Source organism: Patiriisocius sp., assembly GCF_051252435.1.
Lineage (GTDB): Bacteria > Bacteroidota > Bacteroidia > Flavobacteriales > Flavobacteriaceae > Patiriisocius.
Map to the genome: position 1 here is coordinate 1 of NZ_JBPOFW010000004.1, position 24,170 is coordinate 24,170.

Annotated in this window: 22 protein-coding genes; 9 read left to right on the plus strand and 13 right to left on the minus strand. The window is 35.8% G+C overall.

Annotated elements, in window-relative coordinates; translation table 11 throughout:
* Positions 1–867 precede the first annotated feature (867 nt).
* The 4 genes from thrS (at position 868) to rplT (ending at position 4,152) form a co-directional block, all read left to right on the plus strand.
* Positions 868–2,817 (plus strand): threonine--tRNA ligase, encoded by a 1,950-nt coding sequence (gene thrS / locus ACSHW7_RS09590; protein ID WP_435679135.1) that lies wholly within the window; start codon positions 868–870, stop codon positions 2,815–2,817.
* A gap of 99 nt (positions 2,818–2,916) precedes the next feature.
* Complete coding sequence (infC, locus tag ACSHW7_RS09595) at positions 2,917–3,429, plus strand: translation initiation factor IF-3 (protein WP_435679518.1); 513 nt, start codon at positions 2,917–2,919, stop codon at positions 3,427–3,429.
* Positions 3,430–3,512: 83 nt separating this feature from the next.
* Positions 3,513–3,710, plus strand: a complete 198-nt coding sequence (rpmI, locus tag ACSHW7_RS09600) for a 50S ribosomal protein L35 (RefSeq protein ID WP_435679519.1) — start codon at positions 3,513–3,515, stop codon at positions 3,708–3,710.
* Positions 3,711–3,807: 97 nt separating this feature from the next.
* The gene (gene rplT, locus ACSHW7_RS09605; protein WP_151893710.1) at positions 3,808–4,152 is read left to right on the plus strand and encodes a 50S ribosomal protein L20; all 345 of its coding nucleotides are present in this window, start codon (positions 3,808–3,810) and stop codon (positions 4,150–4,152) included.
* Between the two features lie 130 nt (positions 4,153–4,282).
* Here rplT and ACSHW7_RS09610 read toward each other — a convergent pair whose 3' ends face one another.
* The gene (locus ACSHW7_RS09610) at positions 4,283–4,789 is read right to left on the minus strand and encodes a hypothetical protein (protein ID WP_435679136.1); all 507 of its coding nucleotides are present in this window, start codon (positions 4,787–4,789) and stop codon (positions 4,283–4,285) included.
* Positions 4,790–5,032: 243 nt separating this feature from the next.
* On the opposite strand from ACSHW7_RS09610, the gene ACSHW7_RS09615 reads away from it, so the two are divergent.
* On the plus strand, positions 5,033–6,397 hold the full coding sequence (locus ACSHW7_RS09615) for a hypothetical protein (protein ID WP_435679137.1): 1,365 nt from the start codon (positions 5,033–5,035) through the stop codon (positions 6,395–6,397).
* Between the two features lies 1 nt (position 6,398).
* Positions 6,399–8,021, plus strand: coding sequence for a caspase family protein (locus tag ACSHW7_RS09620; RefSeq protein WP_435679138.1), 1,623 nt, complete (start codon positions 6,399–6,401; stop codon positions 8,019–8,021).
* Here the strand turns inward: ACSHW7_RS09620 and ACSHW7_RS09625 are convergent.
* Entirely contained in the window at positions 8,005–8,280 is a 276-nt protein-coding gene (locus tag ACSHW7_RS09625; protein WP_435679139.1) for an EF-hand domain-containing protein, read from the minus strand. The two genes, ACSHW7_RS09620 and ACSHW7_RS09625, sit on opposite strands and share 17 nt — an antisense overlap.
* Positions 8,281–8,473: 193 nt before the next feature.
* Here ACSHW7_RS09625 and ACSHW7_RS09630 point away from each other — a divergent pair, with 193 nt between their 5' ends.
* Both ACSHW7_RS09630 and ACSHW7_RS09635 read left to right on the plus strand, forming a co-directional pair.
* Positions 8,474–10,111, plus strand: a complete 1,638-nt coding sequence (locus ACSHW7_RS09630; RefSeq protein ID WP_435679140.1) for an ABC-F family ATP-binding cassette domain-containing protein — start codon at positions 8,474–8,476, stop codon at positions 10,109–10,111.
* Positions 10,112–10,227: 116 nt separating this feature from the next.
* Entirely contained in the window at positions 10,228–12,096 is a 1,869-nt protein-coding gene (locus ACSHW7_RS09635) for a B12-binding domain-containing radical SAM protein (RefSeq protein ID WP_435679141.1), read from the plus strand.
* A 108-nt stretch (positions 12,097–12,204) separates the two neighbouring features.
* Here the strand turns inward: ACSHW7_RS09635 and ACSHW7_RS09640 are convergent, their stop codons facing one another.
* Positions 12,205–12,741 (minus strand): hypothetical protein, encoded by a 537-nt coding sequence (locus tag ACSHW7_RS09640; protein WP_435679142.1) that lies wholly within the window; start codon positions 12,739–12,741, stop codon positions 12,205–12,207.
* 210 nt (positions 12,742–12,951) lie between these two features.
* Between ACSHW7_RS09640 and ACSHW7_RS09645 the strand changes: the two genes are divergently transcribed.
* Positions 12,952–13,188, plus strand: a complete 237-nt coding sequence (locus ACSHW7_RS09645) for a hypothetical protein (protein WP_435679143.1) — start codon at positions 12,952–12,954, stop codon at positions 13,186–13,188.
* A gap of 260 nt (positions 13,189–13,448) precedes the next feature.
* Here ACSHW7_RS09645 and ACSHW7_RS09650 read toward each other — a convergent pair whose 3' ends face one another.
* The 10 genes from ACSHW7_RS09650 to ACSHW7_RS09695 all read right to left on the minus strand — a co-directional run bounded on the left by ACSHW7_RS09650 (position 13,449) and on the right by ACSHW7_RS09695 (position 24,065).
* Entirely contained in the window at positions 13,449–14,339 is an 891-nt protein-coding gene (locus ACSHW7_RS09650) for a hypothetical protein (protein ID WP_435679144.1), read from the minus strand.
* Between the two features lie 4 nt (positions 14,340–14,343).
* Positions 14,344–15,066, minus strand: a complete 723-nt coding sequence (locus tag ACSHW7_RS09655; protein ID WP_435679145.1) for a hypothetical protein — start codon at positions 15,064–15,066, stop codon at positions 14,344–14,346.
* A gap of 139 nt (positions 15,067–15,205) precedes the next feature.
* On the minus strand, positions 15,206–16,390 hold the full coding sequence (locus ACSHW7_RS09660; RefSeq protein ID WP_435679520.1) for an asparagine synthetase B: 1,185 nt from the start codon (positions 16,388–16,390) through the stop codon (positions 15,206–15,208).
* A 450-nt stretch (positions 16,391–16,840) separates the two neighbouring features.
* On the minus strand, positions 16,841–17,077 hold the full coding sequence (locus tag ACSHW7_RS09665; RefSeq protein ID WP_435679146.1) for a phage tail protein: 237 nt from the start codon (positions 17,075–17,077) through the stop codon (positions 16,841–16,843).
* 335 nt (positions 17,078–17,412) lie between these two features.
* Entirely contained in the window at positions 17,413–18,966 is a 1,554-nt protein-coding gene (gene dnaB, locus ACSHW7_RS09670) for a replicative DNA helicase (protein WP_435679147.1), read from the minus strand.
* Positions 18,967–19,132: 166 nt separating this feature from the next.
* A complete protein-coding gene (locus ACSHW7_RS09675; RefSeq protein WP_435679521.1) occupies positions 19,133–20,086 on the minus strand; it encodes an acetyl-CoA carboxylase carboxyltransferase subunit alpha in 954 nt (317 codons plus the stop codon).
* Positions 20,087–20,139: 53 nt separating this feature from the next.
* Entirely contained in the window at positions 20,140–21,042 is a 903-nt protein-coding gene (locus tag ACSHW7_RS09680) for a DMT family transporter (protein ID WP_435679148.1), read from the minus strand.
* Positions 21,029–22,108, minus strand: coding sequence for an LptF/LptG family permease (locus ACSHW7_RS09685; RefSeq protein WP_435679149.1), 1,080 nt, complete (start codon positions 22,106–22,108; stop codon positions 21,029–21,031). Before ACSHW7_RS09685 ends, ACSHW7_RS09680 begins: the two co-directional genes overlap by 14 nt.
* Positions 22,109–22,183: 75 nt before the next feature.
* Positions 22,184–23,314, minus strand: coding sequence for a tRNA guanosine(34) transglycosylase Tgt (gene tgt / locus ACSHW7_RS09690; protein ID WP_435679150.1), 1,131 nt, complete (start codon positions 23,312–23,314; stop codon positions 22,184–22,186).
* A 253-nt stretch (positions 23,315–23,567) separates the two neighbouring features.
* Complete coding sequence (locus ACSHW7_RS09695) at positions 23,568–24,065, minus strand: hypothetical protein (RefSeq protein ID WP_435679151.1); 498 nt, start codon at positions 24,063–24,065, stop codon at positions 23,568–23,570.
* Positions 24,066–24,170: the final 105 nt, after the last annotated feature.

Below are 24,170 nucleotides of genomic sequence, written 5' to 3' on the forward strand. Positions count from 1 at the left end.
GGCAAACTCTTCGTTTTATTAGCGGGTGCAAATGTAAAACCATTTCCGATAACCCACAACCTTTAAACCAAAAAAAAATAAAAATATTTTAAAGAACTTTCAACACCTCAAAAACATACACTCAACTCGTTTTCTTAGCGGGTGCAAATATACTACTGTTTTTAAAACTAAAAAGCTTTTTAAAAATAATTTTCAGATAAATTTTAAAGAACGTTGTTTTGCTTTTTTGAACTTCATTAACTCCCTCTCAAAGCGGGTGCAAATGTACAATCTCTTTTCAATTCAAACCAAATAAAATATCAAGTTTTTTTAAAAATAATTGCCCTTAATTCTTAATGCATTGATAACATATATTTTATCTCAAATCTTATTTTTAAACCTCATTATACCTTTATATATATCCTATTTTTTACCCAACATCCGTTTTGATTTTAAAACATCCACCTACAGGTATTCCAACCATTGAAATCAAAAATTGTTTCATGTTATACTTATAGAGGTTTTATTATTTAAATGTTTAAATATAGTTACGGTTTATTTTAACAATTATGGTAGTTTTCTTTTTTTGCTCAAAATTTTAAACAACGCTACGAACTTACGTTAGGGATTGAAGTGGCATCCTTTTTAAAAGCTCTTTATGCTTTTAAAAAGATATAACGGAAAGCCCGACCCTTTGGTAAGGTGGAGGCACGACAGTTTACCAAAGGGTAACGCCCAAAAAACTAGCCGAATTACGACAAATATTTCTCCCAGCCACTACTCGACTCTATCTTCGTTCTAGCTTTTGAAACGAGCCATGAATTACCCCTCTTTTAATATTCTAAAATTGATAAAACATACTATCTTTGCCGTCTAAATTAAAAATCTATGATTGCAATTACGTTACCCGATGGGAGTGTAAAACAGTTTGATGCTGGAACGACACCTATGAATGTTGCCAAAAGTATAAGTGAGGGACTTGCTCGAAATGTAATTTCGGCTTCTTTTGATGGAGAAACGGTTGAGACGAGCACGCCTTTGAGCAATGATGGTAGCTTGGTATTGTACACATGGAATGATGATGAAGGAAAAAAAGCTTTCTGGCATTCTTCGGCCCACGTATTGGCACAGGCACTAGAGGAGTTATATCCTGGTGTAAAATTGTCTATTGGTCCAGCAATTGAGAAGGGGTTTTATTATGATGTTGATTTTGGAGATGTTTCATTTACAGAAAAGGACTTAGCTGCTGTTGAAAAGAAAATGTTAGAAATTGCCCGTGGAAAGCATGAGTTTTCCATGCGTTCTTCCTCAAAAGCAAATGCGCTTGATTTTTATAAGAAACAAGGCAATGAATACAAAGTAGAGCTTATTGAAAATCTGGAGGACGGAACAATCACTTTTTGCGACCATGATTCATTTACTGATTTATGCCGCGGTGGTCATCTTCCTAATACCGGTTTCATAAAGGCGATAAAATTGATGAGCATCGCTGGAGCTTATTGGAGGGGTGACGAAAACAACAAACAATTAACACGTATTTACGGGATTACATTTCCGAAGCAAAAAGAGTTAACTGAATATTTAGAGCTTCTAGAAGAAGCTAAGAAAAGAGACCACAGAAAACTTGGAAAAGAACTAGAGTTGTTTACATTTTCGGCAAAGGTGGGTCAAGGTTTACCTTTATGGTTGCCAAAAGGAGCCGCATTGCGAGACCGTCTTGAGAACTTTTTGAAGAAAGCACAAAAGAAGGCAGGCTATGAAATGGTAATGACGCCACACATAGGAAGTAAAGAATTGTATGTAACTTCTGGTCACTTTGCGAAGTACGGTGAAGACAGTTTTCAAGTAATCAAAACTCCTAACGAAGGTGAAGAGTTTATGTTGAAACCTATGAATTGCCCTCACCACTGCGAAATTTACGCGAGCAAACCATGGTCTTATAAAGATTTACCTAAACGTTTTGCAGAATTTGGAACCGTTTATCGCTACGAACAGAGCGGAGAATTACATGGACTGACAAGGGTAAGAGGTTTTACTCAAGACGATGCGCATATTTTTTGCACTCCTGACCAGTTGGATGCAGAATTTAAAAAAGTGATAGACTTGGTGCTTTATGTTTTTGGATCTTTAGGGTTTGAGAATTTTACAACACAAGTTTCTGTTAGGGATTTATCAAAACCCGAAAAATACATAGGTGACGTAGATACTTGGGATAAAGCTGAAAGCGCCATTCTAAGCGCTGTAAAAGACAAAGGACTTGAATATGTTGTTGAAGCTGGGGAAGCTGCTTTTTATGGTCCTAAATTAGATTTTATGGTAAAGGACGCACTGGGAAGAAGTTGGCAATTGGGTACTATTCAAGTGGATTACCAGTTACCGCAGCGTTTTGAGTTATCATATAAAGGCAGCGATAATGAATTACATCAACCGGTTATGATTCACCGAGCGCCTTTTGGCAGTATGGAACGTTTTATCGCTATTTTGCTAGAACATACAGGAGGAAATTTCCCTCTTTGGTTAATGCCTGAGCAAGTCGCAATATTATCATTGAGCGAAAAATATGAGAAATACGCCGAAAAAGTTTTAAATTTGCTTGAAAATCACGAAATTCGCGCCCTCGTCGATAATAGAAATGAGACAATTGGGAAGAAAATTAGGGAAGCCGAAATGAATAAAATCCCATACATGTTGATTTTAGGAGAACAAGAGGAGAATGACGGCACGATTTCTGTACGTAAACACAGTGATGGAGATATGGGGTCGATGACGGTGGAAGCCTTCGGAAATATGATTTCTCAAGCCATTAAAAACGAGATAAAAGAATTTAACGTAGATTAACGTCTACATTTTTAACCAGATTTTCGCAATTGCGGAAATTACTAAATTATATAAGCCATAGCAATACGAAGAAAAAGAAGCAGGGGTCCCGCAAGGATCATTAAAGAAGACCAACACAGAATAAACCGAAAAATTCGTGCAGAAGAAGTACGTCTTGTAGGTGACAATGTTGAAATAGGGGTCTACCCTACACGAAAAGCACTTGCCATCGCAGAAGAACAAGAGTTGGATCTTGTGGAAATTTCTCCAAATGCAAACCCACCGGTTTGTAAAGTAATGGATTATAAGAAATTCGTCTACGAGCAGAAGAAGCGCGAAAAAGTGATGAAGGCGAAAGCCAGTAAAGTGATCATTAAAGAAATTAGATTTGGTCCCAATACTGACGATCACGATTATGAGTTTAAAAAGAAACATGCTGAAAAGTTCCTTAAAGACGGAGCAAAGTTAAAAGCATACGTATTTTTTAAAGGACGTTCTATTATTTATAAAGATCAAGGAGAAATTTTATTGCTTAAGTTAGCACAAGAACTCGAAGAACTTGGTAAAGTAGAACAAATGCCAAAACTTGAAGGTAAGCGTATGATTATGTTTATCGCACCAAAGAAAAAGTAAATCAGTAGTTAGTGGCAGTAGTCACGGCTCTAAAAATATTCCGCTCTGCGGAAGAATGCGAAATAGTAATAAAAAAAGGAAACATGCCGAAACAAAAGACAAAATCTAGTGCAAAGAAGCGTTTTAAGCTAACAGGTACTGGGAAAATCAAAAGAAAGCATGCGTTTAAAAGCCACATCTTAACAAAGAAGTCTAAAAAACGTAAGCTTGCCCTAACTCACGATGGCCTTGTACACAAAGCTGACGAGAGTAATGTGAAACAAATGCTTCGAATGAAGTAATCGTTTTCACGGTTAAACAAATTTTATAACCCTGGAGTAGTGCAATTTGAAAGTATTCATAAAATGAATCGCCTGCTACAAAAAACAAATTAAAAAAATGCCAAGATCAGTAAACAGCGTTGCCAAAAGAGCACGTAGAAAAAAAGTATTAAAACAAGCCAAAGGTTACTTTGGAAGAAGAAAGAACGTTTGGACGGTTGCTAAGAATGCAGTAGACAAAGCAATGTCTTACTCATACAGAGACCGTAGAAACAAGAAAAGAACATTTAGAGCATTGTGGATTACGCGTATCAACGCAGGTGCACGTCAACACGGAATGTCTTATTCTCAATTTATGGGAGGTATGAAAAAAGCAGGTATCGAATTGAACCGTAAAGTTCTTGCAGACCTTGCGATGAACCACCCAGAAGCTTTTGAAGCTATTGTAAAAAAAGTAAAATAAGATATTTATAAACTCTTATTATTTCGCATAAAAAATCCCGCTCAATTTGAGCGGGATTTTTGTTTATATAATCTTTTAGCTTTCGCGAAAATGAGCTGCACACTTACAATGCGTACTACAATCATAATTTTTAAAATTGATAACGTGCACTCAGTGCAATATCCAAATCTAAATCATCTCTGTAATCTCCAAAACCAAATTCAGGTCGTATATCTAATGAAAGTAAAAGCGGAAAATCAAAATTGTATTCGATACCTCCTACTCCAGCGACAAAAGCAAACGTTTCGTTATCATCTTCAAATCTTCCATTATTAGTATTGAATCTTCCGTCTCTTACATTAACTTGTCCTATTCCTGCTCCAGGTCCTACATACCAATTAAAGCCTCCATCAATATTAAAAACCCACTCATAAAGACCAACCAGTTTGAACGCAGAGAAATTACGATTGTCTCGAATACCCAATCCAAATTCCAACCTGTTATTGTTAGAACCTACGGCTCGTTGATAATTTGCCTCTGCACCAAAACCATCACTATCGCCAATACGAATACCAATGGCATTTTGGGAGATTTCTTGAGCAATTGACGCTGTTGAGAATAATAGCCCAATGGCTAAAAATACTATTGCTTTTTTCATAATTTAATTGTTAGAATTATTAGCCTCAAATATATCGACAATGTAAACGCAGTAGTGTTAAGGTATATGTAATCAATAGCTAATATTATATTAAAGGTATTTACATATATCTGTCTTTGTTGCTATATATATATTTTAATATAATCAACAACTCCTTTTCGCTCACCCAAAAGATACTTTCACTCATTGGCTCTTTAACAACTTAAGAATCGGACGTAGATTAGTTTCAAAATTTAAAATATTATGAAACAAATTACACTTACCATCGCGTTATTATTCTGCTTAACAATACAGGCCCAACTAAAGAAAACTTCTGTAATTGGAGCTACAATTTTAGATGTCATTAATGAGTCAAAATCTATTTCAAGCCTTGTTACCAATCACGAACTAGTTATGGGACAATATCGAGACATGAAATTATGGTCTCAGGGAAATAAAATTTCGGCAGAAAGCCAGATTGCTTTACAACATTCCTATAATGAGTATGCCAATCAAATGAACGCGATACTTGATGCATTGAAGAATGATTTGGAATCACTTTCCACACTTAAAGAATTAAAAGGTACGAAACTCAATAAATTTATTGACCGTTTTGACAAATCCTATATCCATCAACTTGAATCTGCAGTAAATACATATAACACAAAATACACTCCCGCATTTAATCTTGCCGCACAGGAAGCTAATAGTAAATCAGGAATTTTAGGCTCAATCATATTGATTCTTGAAATTGGCGAAACCATCTATACATCAATAAAAAGTTTATTTACGACTGGTAAAATTGATAAAGAATTAGAAAAAGAAGCTGTGAGTCTCGCCATGAAATATGCTACAGATGCATTAGACAAACAACTAAGATACCCACTACTAGAAACCACGCCAATAGTAAATTCAAGAATTGAAAGTAATATAAATTCACGTTCAATTACCACAGATAATGATACACCTGCATATTCTAAAACGTTAATGATGAATGAAAATAATAACATTCAACCACTTGGTAGAAATCGGACAGATGAGCAAAACAATAATACTTACGGCGAAATAGAACTCAGCTTTTATCCAGAAGATTCAACTATTGAATTGTCTTCTATTTCTAAAAACATAATTGTAGCCGAAAGTGATAAAATTGAAATTCCTATGTTTTCAACAGCCGAAACACTCAAAACCGGAGACCGTTTTTGGGTAAAACTAGAAGGATATGATTATGCAGATTTTTTCTACTTTGATTCTAATACGCAATCTTGGCAAGATCCGTTTGGAAAAGGAATTATTGTTGGAGGAGGATCAAGCCGAAATAAATCTAAGGTAACATATTTACCTTCGAAAGACCAGTATTTTGAAATTACTGGGACTACGAGCGAAGAACAATTTATGATTTTGATTTCAAACGCTCCAATTGGAGACCAAATTAGAAATCAAATTTTAAACAATGATTTAGAAGGTGTGCTATTTCTGGAAGATATTGGAAAGCGAATTCCTAATATGGCGGCCCCATATCCTCTAAATTCAGCTAGTCATCTTAGTACGATAAGTTGGGCATCATCCTTAACACAACAGATTTACGTACCCGTATTCATAAAAATTGAAAAAACTAAAAACCAATAATATGAAATGTTCATCACACATATACACACTTTTCCTCTGTCTTTTTATGGGCATTTTCGCAGATGCTCAGAATAAAAATATTGCAGTTGGATATCTAGAAACAGCAACTACTTCAAATACGTTTGCTTTTGTAGTAGGAAACGACCATTATAAAGACCCTTCCATTTCAACACTGGCATCTTGTAGATTAGATGCAGAAAGGTTTGGATATTTTTTGAAAAGTGACAGCGGTTTCAATATTCCGTCACAGAATGTAATCGTACTACTCGATGCAAATAAAGAACAATTTATCAAACGATTTAATGAACTTTTAAATACCACAAATAATGAAAGTACCTTCTATTTCTATTATAGTGGTCATGGGATCAAAGGCGGATTATTACCTACCGACTTTTCCAGTAATGAACCTCAATCTTACATTAGCTATTCCTGGATTAAGCAATCTTTGAAGGACAGAAATATAAAGTTTCAACTTTTTATGATTGATGCTTGCTATTCTGGATCCTTGATAAAAGAAAAGTCAATAAAAAAAGAACAAATTTCGTATTTAAATGCAATTGTTGAAGATTCAGGCAGTGATGATTTTGTGATGTTTACAGCAACAACGGCGTTTAGAGTTACACCCGCTGGGCAACACGCAAGTTTATATACTTCAAAAGTACTTTCTATTTTAAATGATATCACCACAGATATCAATCATGACAAGATTGTAACTACTGGTGAATTACAACTCGCAATAGAAAACGAATTGAGTGCTTCAAATACACCGCAATTCTTCGGAAATGAACAACACCCTATCGCTTTAGTTTCATCAAACAATGGAGTTTCCCCACTTAATATTTCCGCTATGCGAACTTCAAGAAAGGCAACAAAAAATAAAATACAGAGAACGGCAGAGACTTCTCATTTAGTAAAGTGGAGAACATACGTTGAAGCGCATCAAAATCAATCGAGCAAATTGAAAACAATGATAACAGATTTAGAAAATGAGTCCACTCCTTTGGCAAATGCAAAACTCGGATTTTTATACAGAGAGGGCATTGGAGTGACTAAAAATAATTTAAAGGCGTTGCAATATTTTATCTCTGCCACGTATGAAAATGATAGTTTTGGAATGTATAATTTGGGCTTTATGTATATAACCGGAAGGGGAGTAACACAGGATTTTGAAAAAGGAATTGCTTATTTTGAAAAGGCAGCTGAGGCAAACGACCCTTTTGCACAATATAATCTGGGCAATCTCTACAATAGTGACACATGTGATTTAGTTCAAAAATCTACTGAGAAAGCTATTTCATATTATAAGAAAGCTACCGAGCAAAATTTTGCAAAAGCACAATTAGGTTTAGGGCGTTTATATTTTGAGTTAGCAAATGAAAACAGCGATACTTTCGAGATAAGAAAATTAAACGCAAAGGGATTGTTCCATATAAAAAATGCGGCGATCTCAAATAATGCCAATGCGCAATACGAAATGGGAAATTGGTGGTCAGAAAAATCTTCCAAACCTCATTTTGAAACGGAGACTTCGTCTTATTGGTTTAAAAGAGCCTGTGACAATGACCATTTAATTGCTTGTAGTGAATTGCTAAATAGAGATAGAAAGGTTACTTCTTCTCATTAATCTCATCAACGGCGGCTTTAAATTCAGACCAACTTATGAGTTCATCGCCCTCTTTGTCGTACCCTTCTATAAGTTTTGAAGCGACCATACCTCGTATAAAACCAGAAATTTCGGCCTCCTTTAATAATTTGACTATTTCGTTTTTATTTAGTTTGCCGTTGCCGTCTTCGTCAAAAAAATTATAAGCGTCTTTCGGACTTGAAAAATTGGTGGCAATCAATAAATGGATTTTGTTTAGGATATCGTCTTTTGTGCTCATTTTTAAAGTTTTGATTATTAATAGCTCGGCTGATTGAGAAACAAGACCGCTGCGCTGATAGATTAAAGAAGCAAGACTTCTTCTTTTAACTCAAACGAATATACTAGAAATTAACACCAAAGTCAAGTTGAAACAATACACACTCCATCCATTTTTAGTACTTTCGCATCCTTAAAATTTCAGAAGAAAAAAGATGATCACAGTCGATAATATTGCAGTTGAGTTTAGCGGTACTACCCTATTTAAGGATGTAAATTTTGTTATCAATGAAAATGACAAAATTGCCCTTATGGGTAAAAACGGTGCAGGAAAATCTACGATGATGAAAATTATTGCAGGCGTTCAAAGTGCTTCCCGCGGAAAAGTGAGCCGTCCAAAAGATACCGTCATAGCTTATTTACCGCAGCATTTGCTCACTGAAGATAATACCACCGTAATTGAAGAAGCTTCAAAAGCATTTAGTCACGTTTATAAAATGCGCGACAAAATGGATGAACTGAACAAGCAATTAGAAACTAGAACCGATTATGAAAGCGATGAATACATGTCCATCATTGAAAAAGTTTCTGAACTAGGTGAGCGTTATTACGCGCTCGAAGATGTAAACTATGACGCCGAAGTTGAAAAAGCATTGAAAGGTTTAGGTTTTAAACAAACCGATTTTACGAGACTGACTTCCGAATTTTCTGGAGGATGGCGTATGCGTATAGAGCTGGCAAAAATTCTACTTCAAAAACCAGACTTGATTTTACTGGATGAGCCAACAAATCACATTGATATTGAATCTGTGATTTGGCTAGAGGACTTTTTGGTCAATAAAGCGAATGCAGTGATGGTAATTTCGCACGACCGTGCATTTATTGACAACATTACAAATCGTACTATTGAAGTAACAATGGGACGCATTTATGATTACAAAGCAAACTATTCCCACTATTTACAATTGAGAGAAGACAGGCGTTTACACCAAATAAAAGCCTATCAAGAACAGCAAAAATTTATTGCAGACAATATGGCTTTTATTGAACGTTTTAAAGGAACCTATTCAAAAACAAACCAAGTAACCTCACGCGAACGTATGCTCGAAAAACTTGAGATTATTGAAATTGACGAAGTTGACAACGCAGCCTTAAAATTGCGCTTCCCTCCTGCACAACGCTCTGGCGATTATCCTATAACCGTTGAGAACTTGACTAAAAAATATGACGACCACGTTGTATTTAGTGACGCAAATATGTCCATAAAACGTGGAGAGAAAGTAAGTTTTGTGGGTCGAAATGGAGAAGGAAAATCCACGATGATAAAATCAATTCTCGGCGAAATTGAAGTCGAAGGAACTTGCAGTTTGGGGCACAATGTGCAAGTGGGCTATTTTGCTCAAAACCAAGCTGCATTATTGGATAACGAAATGACGGTTTTTCAAACGGTCGATGACGCAGCAAAAGGCGACGCTCGCACTGGGATAAAAAACATCCTCGGCCGGTTTATGTTTAAAGGCGACGATATTGATAAAAAAGTGGGCGTACTTTCGGGTGGAGAGAAAACGAGATTAGCGATGGTCAAATTATTATTGGAGCCCGTCAACCTGTTAATTTTAGATGAGCCTACGAACCATTTGGATTTAAAATCAAAAGACGTGCTCAAGGAAGCGCTATTGGATTTTGATGGCACCTTAATTTTGGTGTCGCACGACCGTGATTTCTTGCAAGGACTTTCAGAAAAGGTTTTTGAATTTAAGGATAAACGTGTCATTGAGCATTTTGAAACGATTGACGCTTTCTTGGAACGAAATAGAATTGATAGCTTAAAGGCAATCGATTTGATGGCATAAATTATATATCGGTTTCATTTCTTCTGAAATTTTAATGAATTACTTTGATTGTTTTCAATGAACAAAAGAGTGTCGAATAGTGATTATTTCAGTATGTAGTATTCTATCTTTGTACTATGCACACCAAAATCCTTTTTATCACGCCACCCTTTACACAGTTAAATACTGCGTATCCGGCAAGTGCATATCTCAAAGGATTTATGCAGCAACACGGAGTATCGTTTGCACATTGTGATTTAAGTATTGAACTCTTCACTTCCATCTTTACCGGTGAATTTCTGCGCGCAATCTTTAAAGAAGCTGCCGATTTAAAAAACCACTTCTTCCCAGAAGTTAGCTACAAAAAAGAGCACTACATTAAAAGTGTTGACGTGGTAATTTCATTTCTTCAAAAGCAGGATATCAAAACTGCGCACAAAATATTAGCTCCTCAATTTTTACCCGTTGGACATCGATTGTCAAAAGCAAACACAGACATTAAATGGGAAGCTGGCGAAGAAGGAATCATTGATAAAGCAAAGCATTACGGCACACTTTTTATTGAAGAGATAGGAGATTTCATTCAAGCCAATGTGGACGAGTTTTTTGCGTTCACTAAATATGCTGAGCAGATTGCAACCTCGGCGAGTAGTTTTGACCATTTGGACGAAGTTTTGACCTACCAACCTACGCTCATCGAAGATGAAATGATTAACATTCTAGAAGAGAAAATTGAAAAACATACGCCGCTTTTGGTTTGCTTTACAATTCCTTTTCCCGGAAATTTAGTGGCTGCGTTGCGATGTTCTCAATTTATAAAACAATTTTTTCCAACTATAAAAGTAGCTTTTGGTGGTGGCTATTGCAATACCGAGTTACGCTCACTCAAAGACCCAAGAATTTTTGACTATGTGGATTTCATTTCTTTGGATGATGGTGAAGGACCGTTGTTAAAAATTATCAATTTTATAGAGGGAAATGTTGACGTAAATGAATTGGAACGCACGTTTATTCTAGAAAACAATGAAGTAGTTTACAAGAATAAATTACCAAATACTATTTACCATCACAGCAAATTACCTACGCCAGATTATTCTGGATTGCCTTTTGAAAAATACGTTTCCTTTTTAGATGTGGTAAATCCCATGCACCGTATGTGGACTGATGCGCGATGGAATAAATTGACAATTTCGCACGGGTGTTACTGGAAACAATGTTCGTTTTGTGATGTGAACTTAGATTATATAGGCAATTACCAAAACACAACGGAAAACGATTTAGTAAACAAAATTGAAAAAATAGTCAAAGACACCGGCATTTCAGGATTCCATTTTGTGGATGAAGCCGCACCGCCCAAAATGCTAAGAGCCCTATCAAATGCGCTACTGGAAAGAAAGGTGCGTATTACTTGGTGGACCAATATACGGTTTGAAAAAACATTCAGTTTTGAACTTTGCGAACTCATGGCAAAAGCTGGCTGCATTGCAGTTACTGGTGGTTTAGAAGTAGCTTCCGATAGGCTTTTGGCAAAAATGAAAAAAGGGGTGGACATTGCTCAAGTGACCAGAGTTACCCATAATTTTTCTCAAAATAATATCATGGTGCATGCGTATCTTATGTACGGCTTCCCTACTCAGACTGAACAAGAAACCATTGACTCCTTAGAAGTCGTGAGACAGCTATTCGAAAAAAAATGTATTCAATCTGCATTCTGGCACCAATTTACAACAACGGTTCACAGCCCGATTGGAAAAAATCCGGCGGAATTTGGCATAAAAATAACCGGTCCAGAATTTAAAGGATTTGCTCAAAACGATTTAACGCACAAAGACCCGCAAGGAGCCAAACATACCAAATACACCAAAGGCCTTAATCTTGCGTTACACAATTATTTAAACAATGCAGGCTTTGAAAAGGATGTACAGCATTGGTTTGATTTTCCAATTCCCAGTGTCACGCACTCCAAAAATTTAATCGAAAGCTTTTTATCTGCAGAAGTGGTGTAATGTCTAGATTTCTTAAATAGCAGAAATTTCAGCAAAAAAAAGAAGGACTGGAATACTCCAACCCTTCTTTTCGATACATACCTTAAACTATTTCAGCTTCAGTGATACTTATGAAAATACCAATGTAGTTGCTGAAACATTATAGGTATTTGAGGTAGTACGATGGTTTTGTAAATACTCATTTACTTTCTTCTTCCACGTTTCTGCTAAAGCGATTTCCTCAGTAAGTAGGGAACCGTCGTCATTATTGTAGAATTCAAACGAGTCCAAAATAGCGTTGTTTTGAGAAGTAAAAACCAATGCAATTCGTTGTATGGATTCGTATTCAGATTTTCCACTTTTAATACGTTTTGTTACTTTTTCAACGTCGCAAAATTTTACGTCATTGAGATTCACTTTTTGCAGACGCTCGCTGTCTTCGGCTTTGCTATAATAGTAAATCTGGTTATTACTGCTATCAATTCCTATAGCAGAATTATAATTGATTACATAGTCTGAAAGCGTGCCGTTGTCCTTTGAAATGGCATTTACCAACGCTTTTTTAAGCTGTCTTTCTCTCTTTTTTGTGTTACTCTTGATGAGTATAAATGGCATTGTACATACTAATACTAATATTATTGCGATAACAATCATTCCTGTTTCCATGATATTTAATGTTTTTGATTTTGATACTATAGTGAGTTTGCATCGTTTGCATTGAAACGTTGCGAAAGTTTAATCGTAAATTAAAACACTCGTAATTACCAGAAAGAATGGAAAGGGTAAATGATGTCCTTAGAAAAGGAGTTGTCAAGAAAAATAAGGTCGTAAGACTGAGACTTACTTACTTGATTTAGAAACAAACGTTGGCTTCTTATGCGTAAGCCATTTGATTTTGAAGTAACATCGTCAAAAGAAAAAGGAACTCTTTCCGGCTGCGGAAATGTAACCACCGATTCTGCTTCTGTAACAATTAAAAAGTGTGACCCAATGGCAACTTTGGATTGCACCGATTGTTCTTTATCTATTGAAACAGCATTTGCAGTATCTAAAAAAGACAAATTCTCCGCATTCACTGAAACTGACATCAGTACAGAGAGCGCAAGGAAATGAAAGATGTTTAGAAATGTTTTCAACCTAAAATATTAAAAATGAAGCTTTTTAAAATTCCGATGTGTCAATTTTTAGACTTCAAATTACACTACAAATGAACTTCAAAAAAAGTGATTTTTTTGATAAGATTTAGTTAAATTTTTTGAGGGAATTGAGATGTGTTTTTTAAATCTAGCCATGCAAAAATTTAATACGGTTTTTAATTTATACTGTAGGAATTAGTGTGGGAAATTATGTTTTATTTTAGGTGTTGGGTGCAGTTATTTTACGTGATATAATATGAATTCAAATAATATTTTAGATGAAGTATAAAGGGCATAATTTTTCCTTTCTTCTCCAGATAGTTTATGATTTGTTGAATCTCCAAAATCTGAAACTGATTTTATAGAAACAAATTTTGGTTTCGAATCTTTCAAGGAATGAGCTGAAGTGAAATAAAATCCATTAGTCTCCATATCCATACCCTTAATTCCGTGATAATCCTCGTTAATTTCCTTAATCTTGATATCACTTCTCAAGAGTGAACTACCGGAAACCATTAGTCCAATATGACATTTTAAGGGCTTTACAAAATCAGAATGATTTTCATATTCTGATTTAATAGTAATGAGGTCGATTTGTTTTGAAAATAAAGATAAGCGTGATTTAAGATTTTTATCTATTGAATCTGCATTCTGCCTAAACTTCTTTTTAGTTTCTTTATCCTGTTTTTGTACTTCTACAATTTCGTTATAATTCAAGGATTTTTCTGCAATTATAATATCTCCAATATTAGATATGTTTTTATTTCCTGCACAAATTCCGACCATAAACAAATATTTTAGCTTGAATTGAGTCAGCATTTTACTGGTCGTAGAAACAACAGCCTCGACACCCATTGAAATTGGATAAGGAAGAATAATCTTTTTTATTCCATTTGCTGTTGAGATACTTCCTTGATAGTATATGGTAGCATCGTTTAAATCTTCATTTAGTTCTTTGCATTCGTCCAATAATTCAACAACCGAATTAAATTCTTCATCAGTTGCTGTAAGTATTCCAATGTCAAAATCCAATTTATTTACAGATGTTTCGATAGAAGTTCCTAAAATTTTTCGAGCTTCCTCGCCAAATTTTGAAGCGTTGATTAATATCTGATTAATATCCGTCATTACTTTATGAGAGTAGATGCTTCTTCATTGCCTCAAAAAACTTATCATAAACTTTTTCGTCAGTAGTTTCAGGCACAGTTAGTTGAATGTTTAAATTTATTGTAACACCGTTTCCTCTATCCGAGGATACTTTTTTACTCATTTTAGAAGCTAAACTTGTTTTTTCTTCACTTACTTGCTCGTTATGAACTGATTCTACAATATTATCTACAACCTCATCTTTTTCTTGTTCAGTTTCCACAAGGTTATTTGAGGAAATAATTTTACCATTAGATTCTTCAATTAAATTTGCTTCCTTTAAGATTTCTAATACAGCTCCTGAACCCGCTCTAGAATCTTTAGACTTGCTTTGTCCAGAAGAGTATTCAATATGCCCAACAAAGCCACTTTCCTCCATACCACCTTTTACTTCTAATACCGTAAGCATCTTTTTGAAGAAATCCGTTTCGGCCACAATTGTTCGCCAATGTTTTATAATTTCTTCAGGTTTGTTAAAGGTCAATGCCCTTCCTAATTTTAAACCTAATTCAGTTGGTTTTTTTGTGTTTCCACCTTCGATAATTCCAGCGCCAACAAGAAATTTACTATTTTTACTTACTATAGCCCTATGAATAGCAGTTGATTGACTTATGTCATCTAAATTGGCGCCTTTTGGGCTTGAACTATAAGCTTTGATTAATTTTGTCAATTCATTGTAAGATGAAGACGGTAGTCTAAATTCGGCCATATTTTTATTTTTAGTTTATTGTTTTTTTAATTGCACCCAACATGTTATAAAATGTAATTTATGCATTTTATACGGTAATATAAATCTGTTATCAACAGTTTATTGTGCGTGTTTATGGGATTTGTTATTTCCAAATACATCAAGTTTTCTGCTTTTTCTTTTTTGCTGCGGGGAATAAAACGTTGTTTAAAATCAATCGATAGCCCGGGGAGTTGGGGTGTAGTGCTAGCTCGGTTTTTGCATCGCCTACTCTATGTTGATAATCCTCTGGGTCGTGACCACCATAAAAAGTAAAAAAGCCTTTTCCTTTTATGCCGTGAATGTAGCGAGCTTCGCCCGTCGCTTTGTGCTCACCCATCACCAACACATTGCTTTTAATCTCGTCTCGTTCATAACTTGTAGTTTGCCCCATAAATCCCTTGACCAAAGAAGTATGATTTTGAACCAACATACAAGGGATTGGGTCCCATTTAGCCGAGTAATCCATTAATGAAAAATAGTCCGTTTCTTTGCGCACTTTGCGTTTGGTCGTCATATCAATGGATGAAAATTCATACACCATTGGACTTCGCTCTAGCGTAAAGTCTTTAAAGGCAAACGTTTTTTTATCGTCAATTTTGTTTTGGTAATTAGGTTCGCTCGGGTCTCCGTCAAACATTGGTTCGCAAATATCAACGCCTTCTGCGGCAAGCGCAATGTCAAAACTATCGGTTGCACTGCACATGGCAAACATAAAACCACCACCCACAACATAATCACGTATCTTGAGCGAAACATCTCTTTTTTCTTCAGAAACTTTACTGTACCCCAACTTCGCCGCTAGTTCTTCACTTTTTTGTTTTTCCTCGATATACCAAGGTGCCGAACGATACGCTCTATAAAATTTACCGTACTGTCCTGTAAAATCTTCGTGGTGCAAGTGCAACCAATCGTATAAAATCAATTCGTCTCCCAATACTTCTTCGTCATAAATAGTTTTATAAGGAATCTCTGCATAGGTCAACACCATAGTAACCGCATCATCCCACGGCAAATTTCCCTTCGGGGAATAGACTGCAATCTTAGGTGCTTTTTCTAAAACTACCGCTTCCATATTTTGAGAAGGACTAGCGATTTCGGTAAGGATTTGTTCGGTTTTCGAATCGCTTAAAATTTCGAAAGACACACCTCTTATTTGGCATTCTCTTCGTATTTCTTCGGAGTCTGGAATCAAGAAAGAACCGCCACGATAATTGAGCAACCATTTTACTTTAGCGTTTTTTTCGAGTGTCCAATAGGTAATTCCATAGGCTTTTAAATGTTCTTTTTGGGTTTCTTCATCCATTGGAATGAGTATATACGAGGCATTGGCGCTCCAACCAAAAAGCAATATAAAGGCAATAATTATGTATTTTGACATGTACTGTATATTTAGCTTACAAGATAAAAGTTTCTTGTTTGTTAGGAGTTTTATTGTCGGCAAAATTTGAGCCAAAGAAGGAAAGAAATGTTAAATATTAAAGGTTGAATGTGTAATGGCGGAGGTATTTGGGGAAATTTCGCTATACAGCTGCGACTGCGTTCAGCCGGACAAATAGATGATAAATAAAAATATCACATTGAGTACTTCGATACCGCTTGAAATAGGCACAAGCTAATCTCAGAATAAACGAAATTCGAAATGCTTTACAGTACTTTCGTATAATATAAAGACATTAGCTTCGGAAATATTAAACAACGGAATCATAGCCACAGTTTAAAATTTCCGAAGTAAGAAAAAAGATGTTAGCAACCCTTAATTTCTTGATGGAAACATTCCTTCTACACAAATTATATAAGTAACTTCATCTTGACTTTCCATTTTAGGTAGACCAAACGTTGTTCTTCCATCACCACCATATTTAGTTCCCAAAATCGCAAAAAGCGATTGATTTTTAGCAATTTGTTGTATCTGTCCTTGGCAAAAAGCCCAACCTCGTGGTGCAAAATTGCCTGCAAATAATAAAACTTGTCCTAAATACCCATCTTCCATAACTTTTAAATTTAATTGGTTAAAAATATAACCTTAAAAGTAGTTTTACTTCACGTAAATAAAATGCGTATAAACACCTATTTTATTGAAAATAAATTATTTACAAATAAATAAAAATGAGATTTTAAAAATAAAATATCTATTGAAGGATGAATTTAGTGTAATGCAAAGACAATTTCTTCAGAAATTTTAAACAACACAATTATAGTAATTGCTTAAAATTTCTGAAGTGAGAAAAAAGATTGTAGGAATTAATTAATATTCAAATGTTCAAAATAGGTTTTGACTGTGCTCAACCGAATAACTATACAATGTGATTTTAAAATGTAGAAATTCTAAAAAGGTACTTCGTCCTCACCCTCGGGTGACAAATCATCATTCATGGAGCTTCCAAAAGCATCTTCGGCTGATGGGAAGTTGGGTGTTTTAAAAGTATCATCGTTTGCAGCGGCGTTCATGCTGGAAGCGATTTCGTTAGTAAAAGGAAATGTTTCAAGGTTTTCAAACTTACCTAAATGCCCCACAAAACGTAGTCTAATTTCGTCCAATCCACCATTACGGTGTTTTGCTACGATAAATTCCGCTTGTCCATCTGTGGGTGAATTTTCCTCATCATCCCATTCTTCAATTTTGTAATATTCTGGGCGATAGATAAACGACACGATATCTGCATCCTGCTCAATCGCTCCAGATTCACGAAGGTCACTCAACAATGGGCGTTTGCTTCCTCCACGAGTTTCCACGGCACGTGACAATTGTGATAATGCAATAACGGGAACATTGAGTTCTTTGGCGAGTGCCTTTAAGTTTCGAGAAATCGTTGAAATTTCTTGTTCACGATTTCCGCCATTTTTATTTCCACCGGCCGTCATTAATTGCAAGTAGTCAATCATGATCATTTTTATCCCGTGCTGCGATGCTAAACGTCGCGCTTTTGCACGTAAATCAAAAATGGAAAGTGATGGCGTATCATCAATAAATAAAGGTGCTTTTTCCAGCCCTTTTACTTTTACATTTAACTGTTCCCATTCATGTTTTTCGAGATTCCCGGTACGTAGCTTTTCCGAAGAAAGTCCCGTTTCACTGGAAATCAAACGTGTAATCAATTGTACAGATGACATTTCGCAAGAGAAAAACGCCACGGGAATATTGTGCTGTACTGCCATGTTTCGCGCCATAGAAAGCGTCAATGCGGTTTTACCCATACCTGGACGTGCTGCGATGATAATTAAATCACTTGGCTGCCAGCCCGATGTCAACTTATCTACTAAATCAAAACCGCTGGGAACCCCAGAGAGTCCTTCTTGATTAGCAATTTCTTCAATTTTCTTTTTCGCTTGGATTACCAAATCCTGAGCCGTTTCACTGGAACGTTTTATGTTCCCTTGTGTGATATCGTATAATTTACTTTCGGCAGTGTCGAGCAGATCAAAAACATCTGTCGTTTCATCGTAGGATTCTTCAATAATTTCGTTTGAAATTTTAATCAAACTACGTTGAATATATTTTTGAAGAATAATACGTGCATGGAATTCTATATGTGCAGAAGATGATACTTTTTGCGTTAATTGAATGAGGTAAAATTCGCCTCCTGCTTTCTCTAACGTTTGGCTACGCTTTAACTGCGCTGAAACGGTTAATAAGTCGACGGGTTCGCTATTTACAAAGAGCGTGTGGATGGCTTCAAAAATGTGTTGATGCGCTTCTTTATAGAAAACATCTGGGTTAAGAATGTCAATAACCTCATCTACCCCTTTTTTGTCAATCATCATCGCTCCAAGCACAACTTCTTCTAAATCAATAGCTTGCGGTGGTATTTTTCCCTTTTCAAGGCTAATTACCTGTGAAGGACGCTTTGCATAAGAGGTTTGAGGCTGTACTTTTTCCATAAGGCGAATGTAAAGAAATTGTTAAGCGGACGGTAAAAATTTTAGTCCGCACTATTCACAGGTCATTAACAATCCAACTGTTAATAACTCAATAATATTGTTGATAAGCATAAAAAAAATCTGAAGCAGAAACTTCAGATTTTAAGAATCGTTGGTATCGTTGCAACTAGCCTTTGAAGACTCCCATTTCTGAATATTTATCCATCCTTTTTGCAACTAAATCTTTTGGTGATAAGTCTTTTAATGCCTTATATTCTTTTGAAATTGCAGCGGCAACTATTTTAAAAGTTTCCTCTCTATTTCCGTGTGCTCCACCAATGGGTTCTTTGACGATGACATCAATAAGTTTCTGTTGTTTCATATCGGTTGCTGTGAGTTTTAAAGCTTCAGCTGCCTGTTCTTTAAATTCCCAACTACGCCATAAGATTGAAGAACAACTCTCTGGAGAGATTACAGAATACCACGTGTTTTCTAACATCAAAACTCTATCTCCCACGCCTATCCCTAAAGCACCACCGCTCGCACCTTCTCCTATTATTACAACAATAATGGGTACTTTAAGACGGGTCATTTCAAGTATATTTCTAGCGATTGCTTCCCCTTGTCCGCGTTCTTCGGCTTCTAGTCCTGGATATGCTCCAGGGGTATCTATTAAACAAACTACAGGAATTCCAAATTTTTCCGCACTCTTAAATAAACGCAATGCCTTGCGATATCCTTCAGGATTTGCCATCCCAAAGTTGCGATACTGTCTCGTTTTTGTGTTGTATCCTTTTTGTTGTCCAACAAACATATAGCTCTGGTCGCCAATTTTACCAAGACCACCTACCATTGCTTTATCGTCTTTAAAACCTCTATCACCGTGCAACTCTACAAAAGATTCTCCGCATATAGCATTGATATAGTCCATTGTGTAAGGACGGTTAGGGTGTCTAGATAATTGAACACGCTGCCAAGGCGTCAAATTTTTATATATCTCCTTCTTTGTATCGTTTAATTTTTTTTCAATCTGTTTGCATGTTTTCGTAACATCAACATCACTCTCCGTTCCTATCGCACATGCCTTTTCAAACTGCTCTTGCAGTTCTTTTATGGGTAATTCAAAATCAAGGTATTCCATAGTATTCATTGACTTTTAATTTATGGTCAGTTTACAAAGATAAAATAATGTCGCTAGGTATCGCTTAAACGTCTTTTTTTTCTTTGGGTTTTATTTTTGATAATTCCGTTAGCTATTACTGTTACTACAATTAGCGCCGCTCCGTAATAAAATTGCGGACTCATATTCTCGCTATCTCCCAAGATGAGCAATGCTAAGATAATACCGTAAACGGGCTCTAGATTTATGGTCAACATCACCGTATATGGGCTGATCCATTTCATCACATGAACACTCGCGATAAATGCATAAGCGGTACAAGCCGATGCTAAAATTGCTAAATATATCCAATCACTCGTCTGCAATTTAAAGAACTCGCTCGTAAAGCTTCCGCTGAAAATTAAATACACCGTAATACACAACATACCAAATCCCAATTCGTAAAACGAAATTACTGATGCGTTATACTTCACAGCAAATTTTCCGTTGATTACCGAAAATAAAGCACTCAAAAATGCAGATGTAAGTGCCATCACAATTCCCCAAAAATAATCTCCCTCAACATTAAATATAATGCACAATCCAGCGATAACAAGCACACCAAAAGCTACCTCGTACCAGATTACTTTCCGTTTGTAATAAATGGGTTCTAAAATGGAGGTGAAAAAAGCACCCGTTGAAAGCACCGCAAGTGTTATAGATACATTTGAAACTTTAATCGCACCAAAAAATGTTAACCAGTGCGCAGCAATAATAGCTCCCGCAATCAAAAATCCCGTTAAGGTTTTCTTCGGAAATTTTAAAGGCATTTTTTTATAGCCAACCCATCCAAAAATGAGCAAACTCGCAATCAACATGCGATACCAAACCAAAGGTATTGCCTCAATACTTATAAGTGCTCCTAAAACGGCTGTAAATCCCCAAATGAAAACTATGAAATGGAGATGAAGATAATTAAGTAGTTTATCGTTTGGCATTTCGTAAGAGATAAATGGCTAGTACTCCGAATACCATATTAGGTGCCCAAGTGGCTATAAACGGAGAGAAATCACTCTGCTCCGCTAGTGTACCAAAAATTTTATCAAAAAATATGAATACCATTCCAATGGCAATCCCGATAGCGAGATTGACCCCCATCCCACCACGACGCTTCACAGAAGATACCGCCACAGCAATGATGGTCAAAATATAAGCTGAAACCGGCAAACTCCATCTTTTGTAACGCACCACTTCATACCTATTAATATACGACGAGCCTTTTTCTTTCTCTCTTGCGATAAAGGCGTTTAATTCATTTAAATTGAGCGTTTCGGCAATGTATTTAACTGGAGTTAAATCTTCAAGGTCAAAATCAAAAATGGTATCTCTTTTCTGTTCAAAAATTAGAGAATCTCCAAATTCCCCAACCCTTCTTTCTTTGTACGTAAACAATGAATATGTAGAATCTTCTTCATTGAATTGAATTCGACTAGCTGAAATTTTATTGGTCATTTTAGAACCTTCAAAATGTTCTAAAGTAAAGTTGGTTCCGGTCTTTTCAGAAACATTAAAATAGCCCACATATAAATAATCATTTTCATTAAGCTGTCTGTAAACATTCGAGTTCTCGTAAGCTTTTTTTCCTTTTTTTAGATGCTTATACGTAAAATCATTAAAGCCTTGGCTGGCTATGGGAGCAAGATACATCCCCAAGAAAAAAGCACCAATACATACAATTGTTGCTCCTATCATATAAGGGCGCAGAAATCTGTAATATGAAACACCACTACTTAAAAAGGCAATAATTTCAGTATTATTGGCAAGTTTAGATGTAAACCAAATCACCGATAAAAACAAAAACAACGGAAAAAGCAAATTGGCAAAATAGACCGTAAAGTCCAAATAATAAATTGCAACCTCAATAAATGGTACTTCGTTTGCTAGAATTTTGTCAATCTTCTCTGCAAGATTTACAGTAATCCCAATAGGTATAAAAAGCAATAGCAGGAGCAAAAATGTTCCTAAATATCTTTTTAAGATGTATTTATCGAGAATACTGAGCATTGATAATTAAAACTATTTTTTTGATTATTTAATATTTCCGAAGAAAAACGCTATTCTTTCTAAAGGCTAACAAAATTACAATCGCTTGTCCATTTGCTTCACCATCATATTTTTCCACGTCGTGTAATCTCCCGCTAAGATATGCTTTCTAGCCTCGCGCACCAACCATAAGTAAAATCCTAAATTATGGATTGTTGCAATTTGTCTTCCAAGCATTTCGTTTACGGTAAATAAATGACGAACATACGCTTTGCTGTACTCCGTATCTACCCATGTGATTGCCATTTCGTCTAGCGGAGAGAAATCTTGTTCCCACTTTTTATTTTTGATATTGATGGTTCCGTGCGCTGTAAAAAGCATTCCGTTTCTACCATTTCTTGTGGGCATGACGCAGTCAAACATATCAATTCCCAGAGCAATATTTTCCAATAAATTAATAGGAGTACCCACGCCCATTAAGTAACGCGGTTTATCTTTTGGTAGTATTGCCGTTACAACTTCAGTCATTGCATACATTTCTTCGGCGGGTTCGCCTACGCTCAGTCCACCAATGGCATTTCCTTCTGCACCAACACCTGCAATATATTCGGCAGATTGTTGCCTTAAATCTTTGTACGTGCTTCCTTGCACAATGGGAAAAAACGTTTGATTGTAATCATATTTTAACGGTGTTTTATCCAAATGTTTAATACAGCGTTCCAACCAGCGATGCGTCATGTGCATGGAGCGTTTTGCGTAATTATAATCACAGGGATACGGAGTACACTCGTCAAATGCCATAATAATATCTGCACCAATGGTTCTTTGGATTTCCATCACATTTTCCGGAGTGAACATATGGTAACTTCCGTCAATGTGTGATTTAAACTTTACACCTTCTTCTTTAATTTTATTATTTCCAGAAAGGGAATACACTTGGTAGCCACCGCTATCGGTTAATATATTTCGGTCCCAATTCATAAACTTGTGCAATCCTCCTGCTTTCTCAAGAATATTGGTTCCCGGGCGTAAATATAAATGGTAAGTATTCCCTAAAATAATATCTGGATTTATCTCATCTTTCAGCTCTTTTTGGTGCACACCTTTTACAGTTCCCACTGTTCCCACTGGCATAAATATGGGGGTCTCTATGGTTCCATGGTCTAACGTAATCGTTCCTGCGCGCGCCTGCCCTTGTATGTCTGTAGCTTCGAGTTTAAAATCCATTTGCATTGTTTATAAAGGCAATTACCCTTCATTTTAAGAACGGCAAAGATAGGGTAAATAGTGATTTTTGAAGCTCATAAATTATGATAGTTTCTTCGGAAATGAGACGAACCTTTCACAAATTGCTTTTAATAAAATAATAGGTTTAGCCTAAATAAATTATTATAATTTCTGAAACCAAATATTTATACCAATAAAAAACCCTTGTCGTAAACAAGGGCAATTATATCAATTTTTTAAAATTTCAGAAGTTCTAATTCTTTTCAAAAGTCAGAAAATCTGTTCCTCCATTTCCACCACTAACATCTGTCAACGCAATTTTTGTTTCTGAAACCGAAACGAAATCCCAATCATCATTTAAATCCTCAAAAATACTTGAGTCCGGTACTGGGAAAAAAAGATTGAAATCGTCATCACTCGTGCTATTTCCATCGTCGTCGTTAGAGCTGTTGCTGCTATTGTCTGAAATGGACCAAGTACCATTTTGTAACTGTCCATTTCCAGCAGCATTTACAGAACCGTCTGCATTGAACGTAAAGTTAATCCCCGCAAAATCTGATGTTTCATCAGTATCACTATCAAAAAAATAGGTGATACGCCACGTTCCTGTTTGTGCGATTGCTGTCGTTTGATCTGCACTTGTTTGATTTGGAGTAGTGTCATTGTTGCTATTGTCATCGTCACCACAAGAAACCAGCGTTCCTGTAAAAATGATTAAAAATACACTTGCTTTTAAAATGAGGTTGTTCATGGTTTTTTGTTTTAGGTTTATTAATAATAGATAACGTTTAATAGCTCAATTTATTACAAGGAAAAGATTGACAAATAAATCTTTTCTGTTAACAAACCGTCTAAA